General features: G+C 40.0%; 15 protein-coding genes. 3 read left to right on the forward strand and 12 right to left on the reverse strand.

The window, feature by feature from the left end; all coding sequences use genetic code 11:
• Positions 1 to 224: 224 nt before the first annotated feature.
• The 11 genes from NSQ91_RS23060 to NSQ91_RS23110 form a co-directional block, all read right to left on the reverse strand.
• Positions 225 to 848, reverse strand: a complete 624-nt coding sequence (locus tag NSQ91_RS23060) for an HXXEE domain-containing protein (protein WP_076304651.1) — start codon at positions 846 to 848, stop codon at positions 225 to 227.
• A 23-nt stretch (positions 849 to 871) separates the two neighbouring features.
• A complete protein-coding gene (locus NSQ91_RS23065; RefSeq protein WP_076184227.1) occupies positions 872 to 1,453 on the reverse strand; it encodes a TetR/AcrR family transcriptional regulator in 582 nt (193 codons plus the stop codon).
• 183 nt (positions 1,454 to 1,636) lie between these two features.
• Positions 1,637 to 2,077, reverse strand: coding sequence for a DUF6678 family protein (locus tag NSQ91_RS23070; RefSeq protein ID WP_081391890.1), 441 nt, complete (start codon positions 2,075 to 2,077; stop codon positions 1,637 to 1,639).
• Between the two features lie 95 nt (positions 2,078 to 2,172).
• Positions 2,173 to 2,616: a GNAT family N-acetyltransferase gene (locus NSQ91_RS23075; protein ID WP_076279211.1), complete on the reverse strand. Its 444-nt coding sequence runs from the start codon at positions 2,614 to 2,616 to the stop codon at positions 2,173 to 2,175.
• A gap of 178 nt (positions 2,617 to 2,794) precedes the next feature.
• Positions 2,795 to 3,649 (reverse strand): hypothetical protein, encoded by an 855-nt coding sequence (locus NSQ91_RS23080; protein ID WP_076184228.1) that lies wholly within the window; start codon positions 3,647 to 3,649, stop codon positions 2,795 to 2,797.
• A 735-nt stretch (positions 3,650 to 4,384) separates the two neighbouring features.
• Positions 4,385 to 4,843 carry a hypothetical protein gene (locus NSQ91_RS23085; RefSeq protein WP_076184229.1) on the reverse strand — a complete coding sequence of 153 codons (459 nt, stop codon included), beginning with the start codon at positions 4,841 to 4,843 and terminating at the stop codon, positions 4,385 to 4,387.
• Positions 4,844 to 5,096: 253 nt separating this feature from the next.
• Positions 5,097 to 6,272, reverse strand: coding sequence for an MFS transporter (locus tag NSQ91_RS23090; protein WP_340920015.1), 1,176 nt, complete (start codon positions 6,270 to 6,272; stop codon positions 5,097 to 5,099).
• Positions 6,273 to 6,295: 23 nt separating this feature from the next.
• Positions 6,296 to 7,114: a MerR family transcriptional regulator gene (locus NSQ91_RS23095; RefSeq protein WP_076194965.1), complete on the reverse strand. Its 819-nt coding sequence runs from the start codon at positions 7,112 to 7,114 to the stop codon at positions 6,296 to 6,298.
• Positions 7,115 to 8,201: 1,087 nt separating this feature from the next.
• Positions 8,202 to 9,179 (reverse strand): phosphotransferase enzyme family protein, encoded by a 978-nt coding sequence (locus NSQ91_RS23100; protein WP_076304648.1) that lies wholly within the window; start codon positions 9,177 to 9,179, stop codon positions 8,202 to 8,204.
• Between the two features lie 249 nt (positions 9,180 to 9,428).
• A complete protein-coding gene (locus NSQ91_RS23105) occupies positions 9,429 to 10,352 on the reverse strand; it encodes a helix-turn-helix transcriptional regulator (RefSeq protein ID WP_076218443.1) in 924 nt (307 codons plus the stop codon).
• A gap of 276 nt (positions 10,353 to 10,628) precedes the next feature.
• Positions 10,629 to 11,810: an MFS transporter gene (locus tag NSQ91_RS23110; RefSeq protein WP_076304647.1), complete on the reverse strand. Its 1,182-nt coding sequence runs from the start codon at positions 11,808 to 11,810 to the stop codon at positions 10,629 to 10,631.
• Between the two features lie 180 nt (positions 11,811 to 11,990).
• Here NSQ91_RS23110 and NSQ91_RS23115 point away from each other — a divergent pair, with 180 nt between their 5' ends.
• From NSQ91_RS23115 to NSQ91_RS23125, 3 genes are all read left to right on the forward strand, one after another.
• Entirely contained in the window at positions 11,991 to 12,851 is an 861-nt protein-coding gene (locus tag NSQ91_RS23115) for a LysR family transcriptional regulator (protein ID WP_254848766.1), read from the forward strand.
• Positions 12,852 to 12,931: 80 nt separating this feature from the next.
• The gene (locus tag NSQ91_RS23120) at positions 12,932 to 13,339 is read left to right on the forward strand and encodes a VOC family protein (protein WP_076279218.1); all 408 of its coding nucleotides are present in this window, start codon (positions 12,932 to 12,934) and stop codon (positions 13,337 to 13,339) included.
• Between the two features lie 137 nt (positions 13,340 to 13,476).
• On the forward strand, positions 13,477 to 13,803 hold the full coding sequence (locus NSQ91_RS23125) for a hypothetical protein (RefSeq protein WP_143763901.1): 327 nt from the start codon (positions 13,477 to 13,479) through the stop codon (positions 13,801 to 13,803).
• Positions 13,804 to 13,906: 103 nt separating this feature from the next.
• Here the strand turns inward: NSQ91_RS23125 and NSQ91_RS23130 are convergent, their stop codons facing one another.
• On the reverse strand, positions 13,907 to 14,257 hold the full coding sequence (locus tag NSQ91_RS23130; RefSeq protein WP_218641827.1) for a DUF6678 family protein: 351 nt from the start codon (positions 14,255 to 14,257) through the stop codon (positions 13,907 to 13,909).
• Positions 14,258 to 14,374 lie beyond the last annotated feature (117 nt).

Consider the following 14,374-nt stretch of genomic DNA (forward strand, 5'->3'; position numbering starts at 1 on the left):
TGAGATCCTCAACAGAATATTAACTTCAACATTTTCTATAGCGCGAAGCAAACGAAGAAATCCGCAGAAAAAAACACAGTGTATCAACCTCCAGTAACGAGAGGATTAATGTACTGTGTTTAGTTAAAGGCCAACTGAATCCGGGAGCATCTTCGAACGTGTAATATGATCAAATTTTACATCAAGAGTTATAACAACTGGACCTTCTGGTGGGTTATGAGGAGCTACTTATGAAAAGACCATAATTGCTTTTGCGAAAATTTGTGAATGGAGTTTTTGTTTTTCATCCATGTATTTCCTTTCACTATTAAAATATAAACAGCTATGGCAAAATAAATTGCGCTCCAAATCCAGTCTGAGAGGGTTATTAAATGATGCTCATATAAGTAGTTGATGTACCAGATCCCCACCGGCAAATGTACAAAAATTGCGGAGACTAATCCTGGACTATACATGCTTTTTGCTCTTATATTAATGACGACTCCATGGAAAATGATTTGGAAAAAGCCCATTAAAACAGGTGCCATCCCCAGCCATACTACTGACGGGAAGAATACAGGGAGCAAGTAGAACACATAGGCGATGACCACATTAATAATCATTGCCGACTGTTTATTTAATGGATAGTTGTCAGGGGATTCACTTTTAAAAAGGGCTATATTGAATATGCCTGGAAAGTACCCTGGCCAGCGGTATTCCTCAAATTGATGAAGAAGGATCGCCACAAAGCTTAACCATAATATGCTGTTTATCCGCGGTATTGTTTGCCAATTCATTAGAAGATACATGCATATAACAATGCCAATGAATAGTCCTATATCCTGCCAATATTTTCTTAAAAAATTCATTTAATCACCTCAATCTGAGTTTATTAATGAAAGTATCTTGCAAAGAGCAGGTCAATCTGTTCCTCTATAGGTGCAATCTTCACGGAAGCTCCTGTTTCTAGAATAGGACTCATAAGTGCCGGTAGAAAAAGCGCTCCAAAAATCTGCATCGTCATGGTCATCAGGTGCTCTGGTTGCTGTTCATCGGTTAACTCTCTTAAAGTATTTTGTATCTTAGGAAACCCCAATAGATTCAAAAATGATCCATATTCATGCTGGGAGGAGAAAACGGTCTTGCCCATCAGGATGATTCTGGAGAGCAATTCGGGATATTGAAGGATCACTTGCAAATAATCCAGTAAAAATTGCCTCAATCTATCTCGTGAGGATATAGAGAAATCGTCAAGTATGGCAAAGGTATGCTGAAAGCTGTTCAATATCAATTTGATGGACTCGCTAAACAAATTTTCTTTGGACCCAAAGTAATAGTTAACTAGAGCGACATTCGTGCTTGAGGCTTCTGCAATTTTTTTTATAGTAATCCTTTCAAAGCCTTCTTGTTTAGTCAACTCCAGTGTGGCACGCATAATCTTCTCTTTTGTTTCCAACTTTTTGTCTGTCTCCATACGCAACCTCCAAGTATATTCTCTTTGATTTAAATGACATTTAAAATAACGTTTAATTTTAGTATAGCAATCTTTTTCCTTTTTGCAACTTTTATTTATCCGAAATCAAACCAAGTTTAAATGAAAAAGCAGCCGGTTGTTTGAGCGGCTGCTTACATGTTTTTATTAAATTAACGTTTCCTGTTAGCTTAATTGATTACCTTTGAAAAGTGAGTCTGTATTTGATATATATCCATAAATGAAAAATGTATTATTTTCTTCTCTATACGGAATTCTTAATTCATGTAAAATCGAAAGAAATTCTTTACTTATGTCAATTAATTCAGGAGGAAGCAGATTCCCCTTGTGCTTCTGATACCTTGGTCTAACCCGTATCCATTCTACAGAAAAAAAAGGTGAAAGTCCTTCTATCCAATCCCCTAAATACCAGACGTCGTTTTCGAAGTTCTCTGGATAAGGTATATCGTCTAAGACATACTTAGCTTGATATGGAGGGGTAAAAGGTAGTTTATTTAGTACATCACTTTGTAAGTTTCCCCACTTAGTGTCATTCATAACTGAACATAATTGTTTCTGTTTAATAACTTCATGTACCCTTTTTTTAAAATCCTGTTCATAACCCACAATCAAAAATCCTCCTGAATAAACAACATAAATCCCACGCTGACCTGCCTGTGTGTCATTATTGAGTTAACGTTTCCCGGTAAATTAATTCAAAATTAGTCAAGTTTAATAATCTTATCAAAGCAGTATGAATCTTTGTCATAGCCATTATGCACATAGAAAGCATGGGCGTCGGTTCGCTTAAATCCGCTACATAAAATAATACTTGATATTCCCATTTCTTTAGCATAATTCTCAGTGTGTCTTAGTAGTTCTGTACCTATCCCACTATGCTGTAATTCCTTTTTAACGGCAAGCCCTTGAATATGTAGATAACCATTCGAAGACCCTACGGATAACGCCTGAACTATAGTGACAAAACCAACCACTTCATTTTCAAATAATGCAACGAATGTTTTATAATTCCCAGCCTTATTCATGTTTTCCATAGTAACTCGAAAATTTTCAATATTAACATTGCGAACACCAAGTACATCATTCCATAAAAAAACAACTTCAGCATAATCATTTGCTACAACTTCTCGTATCTTAATTTCCATCCCCTCCTTTATAGAAATATTCAAGCAAAGGATTCGACAGTGGATGAAGCAATCCTGCCCGTTACTTCAACAAATAAAAAAGGAGCATTGCCATGGCAATGCTCCTCAGCTATCGTTTCCCGTAAGCTTTATAGATTGCCTCTTTTTCAGCCTGCAATCCCTAGAATCCAATCTCTCATTAGTTTGTTGATTTATAATATTCTGATAAAATGCCCTCTAAAACTTGCTTATACTCGTTTTTATTATAAGAAGAGTTATCAACTTTTATCTTGGTAATGTTTAATCTGGTAAAAATCTCTTCTTCTAGTTCCCTTCTTGCTTTAAGAACCTGCAGTGTTCCATCTAACCCTTTATAATTTTGTGTTTTTCCATACCCCTGGTTCGTGTAATATTCAATAAATCCCTCTGACCATTCCTGAGGTCTTTCCTTTACAGCCTTTCTGAAAGAATGATCAAGATCATTCTGCTGTACGTATATCAACAATGGATTCAGCCGCTCTACAATTGTTGCCAGTTCAATAACATAACTTATAACGTCTTCCTTCTTCGCAGCATGTTTAATCATGCCTATTGTTACAGGGTTTTGTATAAAACAACAATCAAAAATAAAGGTGTCTGCGCCATACATAACACGATCCTCAAACTTCGTCCATCGTTCTGTTATAAGTTTCCTATTCTGATCTAGCGGCAATTCATAAATATCATGTTTAAAAACTGCGCGATGCAATTCATCTGGAAAACTTGACCAGACTTCACTTTTTATTTTCCGATATTCTAGGAAGTAATCGTTATCTTGTTGAATCATTAGATTACTCAACAAATCTTTAAACTTTTTATGGGTATTCAATAATTCATCCCATTCAGTTTTCTTAAAGAAAGCGACTCCATCATAATCAGCAGGATGTTCCAAATTTCCTTCTAAAAAAAGCTGCGATGTAATGTTCACTTCCGTAAGAATTTCATGAACGAGCTGAGCAGTTGTTGTTTTGCCAGATCCTGGCATCCCCTCAATTAAGACTAATTTCGATCGCATAATAAAGTTCCTCCACTCGCTAGTAGAAGGATAAACAGGTAGGAATCAATAGAGATGCGTTTTCCCACGAATAAAAGCGAATACCATCAGGTATCCGCAGGATGGGTATATGATACACCTTTCCCTGCACACCCTGTAAGATTAAAGAAAAGCACACCTAATAAAATAGTGTAATCACTATTTCAGGCATCCTTTCAAATTGTTAATCTTTACAGAGTATTCCACATGATAAGGTTTATGCTCCTTTGTTAGCATCTCTATTGTTTAGATTAACAGTAAGCATAGGTAAATACAATCAGGGACTTTCTAAACAATCCTGCCCGTTAGCTTAACGGAACTTCGATATTATTGTTATTATCTGATTTAGGATGAAGACGATTTTCTATCACAAAAAAATGATTGAAAATACCTATTACTCGTATTTTGTTATCTGCCTCTCCAAAAATTTTTGTTTCTGCTGTCATAAAAATAATCTGATGTGTGAGACTTGATGATTTCAAGTCATTAATAGTATGAAAGCAATTTGAGCTTTCGGAACTGTCACATTTAAGACCGTGAACCTTATGGAGGTAATTATCATAATATTGACTACTTGGTTTTGTATAAGCCATCACAAATAATAATATGGAAACGATTAGAAAAGCATATTTCTTCTTGATAAAGGCACCTCATCTCTTATGGATAATCGTACTATATATACCGCATTTAACTGCCGAATAGTGCTTTTGAATACACTTATATCCACGTTTGAAACGATTTATTGACCATCTTAACATTGTTCATTTTTGCCCAACTCTCTAAATCCGAGATACCTTTATCTTCATCCTTTGAATACCTAAATGCCATATCTAATGGGACGATCTTCCTCCTGTAAGGTAATATCCCAATAACAGGTTTAAAGTACCCCCTGGTCATTATCACTTTAATATCCTTTGGATTAATCATATTTCCATTTAATATAATTTGCTCATTGGATAGGCATAACTCCGTTGGTTTCTTAAAAAATGTTCTGTACAATGTGAGTAACAATAAAACTAAACACAAAAGAACCACAGTTAACGAAGTGTAGAATACCCCCCTCTGATTCCATAATCTCAATCCAAGAATAGATTGACTCGATATAAGAGCAATCATGCCTATAATAGTTCCAATTCTGGATGGATTCTTAACTGGATATTTTATTTCCGTCAACATGGCTCCCCCCTGTTCAAATCCCATACCTTAGAATACCACATATTGGAAGTATTCTGCCCGTTAGTTGAACATAGGCAGCCGATCCATTGACCGACTGCCTGTGTGTCGTTATTGTGTTATCGTTTCACGTTAGCGTAAAGTTCAGGTAATGAATCGACATGTGATTCGACTTCAAAAATAAATTCTTTGAGGTTATCGCAGTCAAACCAAAAATCAGCGAAAAGGTTCTCTTTGTCGTTTCCCAATCCATTTCTTATTTAATAACCATAGTAGTTTTAGTCCTACTGCTCATTTTTTTAAATAGTAAGAGGGCAAGAAGTAAAGCTATGCATACAGCGGCAAAACCCAGCCAATTCAAATATAGGACAGATGTACGACTGATGACTAACCCGCCTAATCCAGATCCCAGTGCAAAGCCAAATTGGATGAACGAAGTATTTACACTAAGAGCAATGTCCGGATTTCGAGGCGCCAGAGTAACCAGATATAGTTGCTGGGCCGGGGAAATACTCCACGTTGCTAACATAAAAATCATTAAAACCAAGATTAAAACCAACAGATTGACTCCGGCTAGAGCAAATAAAAGCAGAGTCGCTCGTTGTAACAGAAGCCCGAGACAAATGGTAAATTTCGATCCCTTTGCATCTGCCAGTTGTCCGCCCAGCCTTGATCCGACAAAGCTGCAAATGCCCGCCAGGAACAGAACACCGCTAATTTCGGTCATGGAAAGAGAGGACGTGGCTTGCAAGAAAGGCGTAATATAAGTAAACAGTGTAGAATAGCCGCCGACATAAAATAACGTAATAACCAAGGCCATCAGAATGGTTGGATTTTTTAAAATAGAGAGCTGCATTCTGAGGGTAACCTTCTCCTCTTCTTTGATTGCCGGTACCTTTTTATAGATGATAAGTAATGGAAAAATACTTAATAATCCGATTAAAACAAATAGCACTCTCCATCCAAACAGCTCACTAAAAAATGTTCCCACAGGAACACCAAGCACTAGTGAACTGCTAAGCCCCATCAAAATGATACCGATGGCATTGCCCCTTTTTTCTTTTTCAACGAGTCGGGTCGCTATTGCCATGGCTACAACGGTAGCGATTCCTCCGCTAGCCCCTTGGATAATACGTATCCATAGTACTGTTTCATAAGCAAGATCTACAAACATAAGTCCGTTGCTGGCAATAAACACACCTAGGGTGGTCATTAGTAGTTTCTTGCGGTCTGCATTGATCGTTAATGCAATCAAAACCGGAGCGACAATGGCTGCAGAGAGGGCAAACACAGTCACCAATAATCCAACTTCAGAAGTAGATACTCCCAAGTCCACAGCGATCATCTCAATAACTCCTGTAATAATATATTCAATGGTTCCAATCAGAAAAACAGCCAGTGCCAGAATATAAATGATCCGTTTATTTTTCAATTTCCCCCACTCCACTTCTTCTGTTATCTATTTATAATGGGAATTTGTATTTCTATGAATTGTGCATCTCGTTCTGGAGATAACGGTAAATATAACTCCCTGCCCGGTTCGTTCTCCTTGATCTGATAGTTGTTTTTCTCAATCCATTTAGCTAAATGAACACAGGCCGCACAATCAAAACTAGTATTTGAATGAAAAGCCATTGTGGCCATCATCGGTTCAGGAGGAAGAGTCCGTAGCTGAAACGGTTCTGGAAATGATCGCAGCTCACAGGTTAAAAAATACCCGACTTCAAACTCAAACTCATCCTCTTTTCCTTCGACTTCTTTCCACAAAACAACCTGAGGGCCTTGAATGAATTGACGATTTTCCGTCGTTATAAACTGATCAAATTGACGAAGCAAATCCGGAATGTCCTCTTCTTTCCCGCATGCTTTCTGATAAAGAAACAATTGAGCACCCTCTGCTTTGACTCTGATTTCTTGACCCGTTTCGAATTGCCCCTCTTTTTCTATAAGCTGCATACGTTCCTCAATCCTGACGAGTTTAGCTTGTTCCGTATCGATGATATGCTGGATTTCGCTTCTTTTCAGCTTAAACATGCCTTGAATATTTTCTAATGAAATATTTTCCTGAAGCAGCTGTTTAATTTGAGGCAATGTAAAACCCAATTCCTTATAGATTAAAATTCGGTTGAGCTCAAGGAGCTGATCTGCGGAATAGTAACGGTAGCACGTATCCTGATCCACTTTTTTCGGCCTTAGTATGCCAATCTGGTCGTAATAACGCAGTGTTTTTAAGGATACCTTGCTTAGCCTAGAAAATGCACTGATTTTGAACAAAATATCATCTCCAATCTATAACATAAGGTGAGTATACAGTTTCCCGTGTAGGGGAAAGTCAAGGATGCTTTTATTTATTTGAGAAATTACTCTTAGATGAACAAAAGCAGCTGATCGTGTTGATCGGCTGCCTTCTTATTTATATTAAGCTTCTTTCCAAGGTTTAATTGGTGCGTTATAAGCCAATAAACGTTTTCACCTTTGCCCATCCTTCAATTATCGCACGGAGTAGCTAGGTTGGGCTATAGGTAGCTAATTCCGCGCACGGTGCAGCTAGGTTGAGCTATAGGTAGCTAATTCCGCGCACGGTGCAGCTAGGTTGAGCTATAGGTAGCTAATTCCGCGCACGGTGTATAGACGGCTAGTTTAAACACTGGGTAGCACGTTTAGGAGCAAATTTGGCAGGCGGCGTTCTTTTCACCAACTGTTCGGACTCAATTGCTCTTATTTCCACAATTCAGCTCGTTTTGCCACACTATCGGACTCAGTTGCAGCTATCCCCTCAAATGTACTTCTTTTCTACGCAAATCAAGGGCAATAAGAGTTATACAGTCCGAAACCTTCGCAATATGTACCCATATGCTGGAATAGCTGCAATACGGTCCGATACGATCAAGATCGCGCAAAAGGCAGCTAGTTTCGAGACATAGGCGGCTAGTTTGAGCAACAGGTAACAAATTCTGCGCACGGAGTAGCTAGGTTGGGCTATAGGTAGCTAATTCCGCGCACGGAGTAGATAGCTTGAGCTGTAGACGGCTAGTTTAAGCACTAGGTAGCACGTTTAGGAGCAAATTTGGCAGGCGGCGTTCTTTTCACCCAACTGTTCGGACTCAGTTGCTCTTATTTCCATAATTCAGCTCGTTTTGCCATACTATCGGACTCAGTTGCAGCTATTCGCTCAAATGTACTTCTTTTCTACGTAAATCAAGGGCAATAAGAGTTATACAGTCCGAAACCTTCGCAATATGTAACCATATGCTGAAATAGCTGCAATACGGTCCGATACGATCAAGATCGAGCAAAAGGCAGCCGATCACGCAGCTGGCTGATCGTGATTTGAGCCAACGTTTCCCGTTAGTGGAACAAACTACTCCCAGTAAGGAGTCCCACTAAAAAGAAATTCTTCTTTATTTACATATAACTTAAATTCCCGACTTGCTAATTTACTAATATGACTGGGTAACCACTCATTGGATTCAGGCAACCCAAGCCAAAAATTCATTGTTTCGAGTTGGGCAGCTACAAAGAAGCCTTCTAACTGTTGAACATAGTTATGAGGCAGGTCGAATTGTTTGGCGTATGATTCTAGCAACTGGCTTCTGAACGCTGGGTGGATATAAGAAAGTGCCCAACCTAAATCGAATAAATAATATCCGAACCCGCAAGCTCCAAAATCAATGGCTCTAGCTTCTTGTTTATGAAACACATAATTACTTGGAATTAAGTCTGCGTGAATTATCCCCCAGTTGCCAGGTGTTCTTTCTATATCGTTCATCATTAAAATTGCACGCTCACCGGCCAATTGCAGAATTTCCACATCATTTTTATTGAGCTCACCACCGTCAGCAAGCTGTTTGAGCTTTTCTAATGATTGTGAAATTCTAGTATTATCAAAGGATGGTCTAGTAAATGATTGCGGAACCTTCCAAATAGATGATTGTTTATGAAGCTTTCCGATCAATTCACCTACGCACTCGGCATCATTGACTGTTGGAACAAATTGTTTTTGTTCACCCTCTACCCATTTTACCAATGTACAGTTCATGTCAGCTATCTTAGTAACATATTCACCAATGTTATTTTTTATAGGTGACGGTAACACCAGATCAGTATCATTTATTAATGATTCCAGCCAAATCATTTCTGAATGAATGACTTTTTCCTCAGACCAAATACTTTCCATCGAATCATTTTTTGATAGATGTATCCGCAAACTATAGTAGTTACTTTCCTTATCTGTCACTTTATAGATGGTGTTTGCATTTTGGCCAATATGAGCTATTGATTGATAAGTAATCGAATAACAAGTTAATGCTTCTATTGCAACATCATGAGTATTTAACATGTTCTCCTCACTCCCCCTGAAACAACCGAATAAGGACATCGTACCATGACTTTTTCTAATAGTTCGGGAGAGAACTCTTATATTTATATTTTATCCACCACTTAGTTTATTAAGGTAACTTGCCCGTTAGTTGAATAAAGGCAGCCGATCACATTTACTGACGGGCTGCCTTTATCGTGTTTATGGAACTAGCGTTTCCCGTTAGCTTAACGCCATTGCCTATGCATCACCAATCTCCGATATACGTGTCTACTTTACTTTATTTAATAAGTTTGTCACCATTCTACTCAATGTCCCTTGATCGACGAAAGGAGCAAGGCTTGCCAGCAGATCTGGGCTAAGATGTTCAGCTTCGACTCCACTAATTAACTTCTCGAGATTTTCCCTGTCCAGAAAAGGTGCGAGGCTTATGATCCGGTTCGCATCAATAGTGCCATCTGCAACCCGGTCTACCAAGCGGCTTAACGTTTCTCTGCTAATAAAGGGTGCCAGCCCTTGAACGAAATGCCAGCTCAAGCTACCCTCTTCTGCTTGTTGAACCAACCGATCTACATGTTCTCTTTCAAGAAACGGGGCAATTCCAACAAGATTGTGCACTTCTAAGGAACCGTCAATCGATTTATCTACCAGTCGGCTTAATGTGTCGCTGCTGACGAATGGAGCGAGTCCAGTAATGGCATTCCACACAATTTCGCCCTCTTCTGCCTGACGAACCAGTTCATCCAATGTATCTGTTCCAAGGAACGGAGCCAGCCGCATGATCACGTCTAACTTAAGGACGCTGCTGTCTAATCGTTCTGTAACCTTATGCAGAGCGCTTGCTTTTACAAACGGTGCTACTTCTACAAGCTCTTCCACCTTCATCTCACCGGTATTGACCATCTCTGCAACTTGGTCCGGCCTGTTCTCTGCGATCTCCTCAACGATCGTTCCTAGGTGCTGGTGCTCCCGATTTTCTGAGTTGTCTCCTGCATTTAAAATGTCGTCTACCGTTTTGCCGAATAACCTCGCAAACTGCGGAAGCGTTCCGATATCCGGTAGCGAGTCGCCCCGTTCCCATTTCGATACCGCTTGATGACTTACATTCAGTTGATCGGCAAGTTCCAATTGGGTCAAATCCTGGTCTTTGCGAAGCTTCGAAATATAAGCTCCAATTTTACGCAAGTCGAGCATTGTATACCTCCAATAAAACAAAATGTACAGTGCGCACTGTCGAAAACAGCATAGCATTTCCTCAAACGCAATCCTATCAAGCGGTGGTTGAATTTTCATAGGCGCTTTATTCAACTGTCGGTAGAATTCTCCACTTTTGTTACTTTCATTTATAGGTTTTTTTCTACAGTTCATTTCATTATCCTGCCCGCTAGTTGAATTACACCACGTACGTTCATAGGTCCATGCAAGCACAACTTCACTAATTGATCAACATGAAGCTATCACACGGAATCTTTAATGGACACGAGAAATGGATGGAGAACTTTTTTTATTTCCTATAGCCATTTGAACGATAATCTGAAGCACGATGATTACAGACAAACCATAGAATGCTTGAACGAAGCTACCTGTTGCATCGTGGAGCCAGCCAATCGCTAGCGGCCCAAGCGCTCCGAGAATGTAGCCACCAGATTGGGTCATTGCGGACCAGCTACTGGCTTCCTGAGCATTGCTTGTTTCATCAATGGGCAACATCAGTGCAATCGGGAACAGCCCACCCGCCCCAATACCGAGCGGAATCGCCGCGAGCCAGGGGCTAACGGATAGGTTCAGCATCAAGACACCCGTCAACTCTAATATTGCACACCCGACAAGCCAGAATACACGTCTTTGGTAACGATGTACAAGCATCGGAATGAACAAAGTAGAGGGCAGCGATATCAAGGTAAATAAAGTTTGGATTTTGCCGGCCGTCTCTTGACTATACCCCTGGCTTTGGATTGCTGGCGCAAGCCAAGCGGTCAACGAATAGAAGATCGCTGCCATCAGCCCGAAGAATAATGTCAGCACCCAGGCACGTTTGTTGTTCACCGGAAGTGGTGCATTAAGTACACTCGAGATTTTACCGGATTGTCGATCTGTGCGCGCAGACCAGGCTAATCTTAACCAAATCGGCAATGCAATAGCTGCGAGTAATGCCCATACAGCCAACGAGCCTCTCCACGAACCACCCAGCGTATGCTGCAGCGGGACCGATAGTCCCACACTAATGCTGGCCCCCATCACCATCGCTGTAGAGTAAATACCCACCATGGATGCCACTCGGTCAGGGAAGTACTGCTTAATGAAACTGGACAACAGCGGCCCTGCCAATGCAATTCCTACACCGGAAAGAAAAGAAGTGAACATCATCAAAGGAGTTGTACCAACAAACCATCGTAATCCCGTACCTAACCCAATGAGGATTAAAGCCAGAACAATTGCGCCCTCATTTCCCCACCTTCTGCTTAATCGTACGGAGAACGGAGCAAATATGCCCATGCATAATACCGGAAGTGTGGTTAACAAACTGGCGGTAATCCCGCTTATACCCAGATCATTCTGAATGATGCTCATTAGAGGAGAAATGGATGTAATGGGTGGTCGTAAATTCAGTGAAGCCAGGATAAGCGCCAAGACGATATAAAAAAGTTTCATTATGAATCACCTCATGGTAGTAGTATCGCTGCATTCTCCCATGACCCTTTGTTAATAACAGATCTTTGGGAGGGCACGATTAAGTATAGAATCATTACAATGATTGAACAATACTATAGTTTCTATTAAAATGATTACTAAAACCAATGATTAGAGGTCATTCATATGGAGATTCGTCAGATGGAAAACTTCATTGCTGTGTGTGAGGAGCTTCATTTTACACGAGCAGCTGAGAAGCTTGGCATATCTCAGCCTACGTTGAGTCAACAAATACGCGCGCTTGAGGATGAACTCGGAGTTCCCTTATTTGACCGAGTCGGCAAAAAGATTGTGATGACTCAAGCAGGAAATCTGTTTTTGGAGCACTGTGTACAGATGATTCGGCATTTACAGAATACCCAGGATGCGTTAGCTGAATTACGCAATGATCAACGAGGTCGGTTGGTAATTGGTGTTCTCCCTTCCGATCTAGACTACCGGCTCACCCCATTGCTCGTGAATTTTCATACGCGATTCCCCAAGGTGCAGCTGAAGCTTATCTCATCGATCTACGTCTTGAATCAAGTACTGGATAATGAAGTAGACATCGGGATCGAGATCACCTCTGCTCCAGATGATCGGCTTGTACGCATTCCCTTGTGCAGTGAAGAATATGTACTTGTCGTTTCTGAGAATCATGATTGGGCTGAACGAAGCACGATTGTAATCCAGGAACTGCGTAATATCCAAACTGTGATGTTCCCCGAAGGATTTACAGGCAGAGAATTGGTTGATGGCTATTGCCGTAAATATGGATTCAGCTTAAATACGATAATGGAGACCAGTTCGGCAACTTCCATTATTAGCTTGGTGAAAGCCAACGTCGGAGGAACATTGCTGCCTTACCGTTTGATCCAAGCAATGAATGAACCAACATTACGCTGCATCCGAATTACAGACGATCCGCCATATCGTCACTTTGAGATCATTCATCGGTCCGACCGTTTTCTGACAAAATCGGCCAAGTCATTTATTGAGAAAACTATCGAGTATTTCAATTAAAGGTGAGTTGCGAAAGAGATCGCTTCTGCTGCCAGAAGTAGAGTATAGTAGGAATGAAAATATATTAGGAGGCTACAGCCATGTCACAGGAGATTTGGATTAACCTGCCAGTCAAAGATGTTGAGAGGTCAACTGCCTTTTTCAATGAGCTTGGATTCCAAGCGGTGAGTGTTGGGAACGAGAGAGCTAAGCTTGTAATAGGTCAAACAACAATTCTGCTGTTCCCGGATGCGGCGTTTGAGAAATTTACTGGTTCAAAAACCGCAGATACTTCCCATAGCGCTGAAGTAATCTTCTCCATTGGTGCTGAAAGCAGAGAAGAAGTAGATGCTTTTATCCAAAAAGCAGAGTCTGCCGGAGGAAACATCTTTGGCAAGCCAAGTGAAACTGACGGCTGGATGTACGGCGCAGGATTTGCCGACCTGGACGGTCACCGCTGGAATCTGCTGTACATGGATGAGAGCAAAATGCCAAAACGCGAAATTTGAAGCGAAAAGCCAACACCAACAAATCCAAGATATGGTGTAATGATTCGGGCTTATACGTTGATGAAAAGAGCTGGGGAACGGAATGAATAAAGAAAATAGAGACTTCGCTGAACGAGTTCGATGATTTAGCTGGTCAAATGTACCTGAACATTGAATCAAAGTGGACTATATTTGATTCAGTTCCCTCTCAATACCCTAGTAATGAAAGCCAAATTGCAGATTTTTCTGAGGAAGAAAAATACAGTCAGATCATAAAGGTGAGACGTGAAAAGATTATAGATATACAATTGGGAGACAGCACTCCACATTTAATTATAAGCTTTGAATCAGGTAGCATACTATTTGTTATTGGTTTTCATGAGAAGTATGAATGTTGGCAGGTGGGAGTAGAATCTGATAACTGGCTAGTTGTTGCATGTCCAATGAATGGAATTGCTACATGGACTTCAAATAAATTTGAATAATAATAAAACACTCCATTGTCAGGAGTGTTTTTTCTTTTATATACAGATATACATTTAATGGTCAAACTGTACTTTGTGTTTGGAAGCATTGAGGTGAAGCGTATTATATATAATCAATGAATTCATTAGTTTTGTTATATCCATAAATTATGATGGAGTCGGTAGTTACTTCACCTGGAACATGTATTTTTTTCAAGATTTGAATTAAATCAGCATTTATCGAGTCATCTTCAGCATGAATTTCTAACCACTCAATAAATTTGTAACCACCATCTGAAAAATGGTAATACCAATCTCCATCCCAAAGGCTGATATAGCCAGTATCAATGTCTTTAGTCCTCCATTTGGTTGGAAAGGCATAGTTAAGCATTGCTTGTCTTATTTCTTCCCATTTTGTGTTGTTCATTAAAGGTTTTAGTTCATTTGAATCCATATATTCACCTTTTTCATCCATCAGTACTGCACGTGTTTATTCCAGTTCATCATTTTTTCTTGTACAAAACTGCCCGTTAGTTGAATGAAGGCAGCTGATCGCATTGACTGACGGGCTGCCTTATCATGTTTATTGAAC

This window comes from Paenibacillus sp. FSL R7-0048 (genome assembly GCF_038004505.1).
Classification (GTDB): domain Bacteria; phylum Bacillota; class Bacilli; order Paenibacillales; family Paenibacillaceae; genus Paenibacillus_AQ; species Paenibacillus_AQ odorifer.

What these genes read in the sequence shown, in the direction of transcription:
- NSQ91_RS23080 (WP_076184228.1), bottom strand. Translation starts at nt 3,649, where the DNA reads ATGCGATCGAAATTAGTCTTAATTGAGGGGATGCCAGGATCTGGCAAA.
- NSQ91_RS23065 (WP_076184227.1), bottom strand. Translation starts at nt 1,453, where the DNA reads ATGGAGACAGACAAAAAGTTGGAAACAAAAGAGAAGATTATGCGTGCC.
- NSQ91_RS23130 (WP_218641827.1), bottom strand. Translation starts at nt 14,257, where the DNA reads ATGGATGAAAAAGGTGAATATATGGATTCAAATGAACTAAAACCTTTA.
- NSQ91_RS23120 (WP_076279218.1), top strand. Translation starts at nt 12,932, where the DNA reads ATGTCACAGGAGATTTGGATTAACCTGCCAGTCAAAGATGTTGAGAGG.
- NSQ91_RS23115 (WP_254848766.1), top strand. Translation starts at nt 11,991, where the DNA reads ATGGAAAACTTCATTGCTGTGTGTGAGGAGCTTCATTTTACACGAGCA.
- NSQ91_RS23075 (WP_076279211.1), bottom strand. Translation starts at nt 2,616, where the DNA reads ATGGAAATTAAGATACGAGAAGTTGTAGCAAATGATTATGCTGAAGTT.
- NSQ91_RS23060 (WP_076304651.1), bottom strand. Translation starts at nt 848, where the DNA reads ATGAATTTTTTAAGAAAATATTGGCAGGATATAGGACTATTCATTGGC.
- NSQ91_RS23125 (WP_143763901.1), top strand. Translation starts at nt 13,477, where the DNA reads ATGTACCTGAACATTGAATCAAAGTGGACTATATTTGATTCAGTTCCC.
- NSQ91_RS23110 (WP_076304647.1), bottom strand. Translation starts at nt 11,810, where the DNA reads ATGAAACTTTTTTATATCGTCTTGGCGCTTATCCTGGCTTCACTGAAT.
- NSQ91_RS23085 (WP_076184229.1), bottom strand. Translation starts at nt 4,843, where the DNA reads ATGTTGACGGAAATAAAATATCCAGTTAAGAATCCATCCAGAATTGGA.
- NSQ91_RS23105 (WP_076218443.1), bottom strand. Translation starts at nt 10,352, where the DNA reads ATGCTCGACTTGCGTAAAATTGGAGCTTATATTTCGAAGCTTCGCAAA.
- NSQ91_RS23100 (WP_076304648.1), bottom strand. Translation starts at nt 9,179, where the DNA reads ATGTTAAATACTCATGATGTTGCAATAGAAGCATTAACTTGTTATTCG.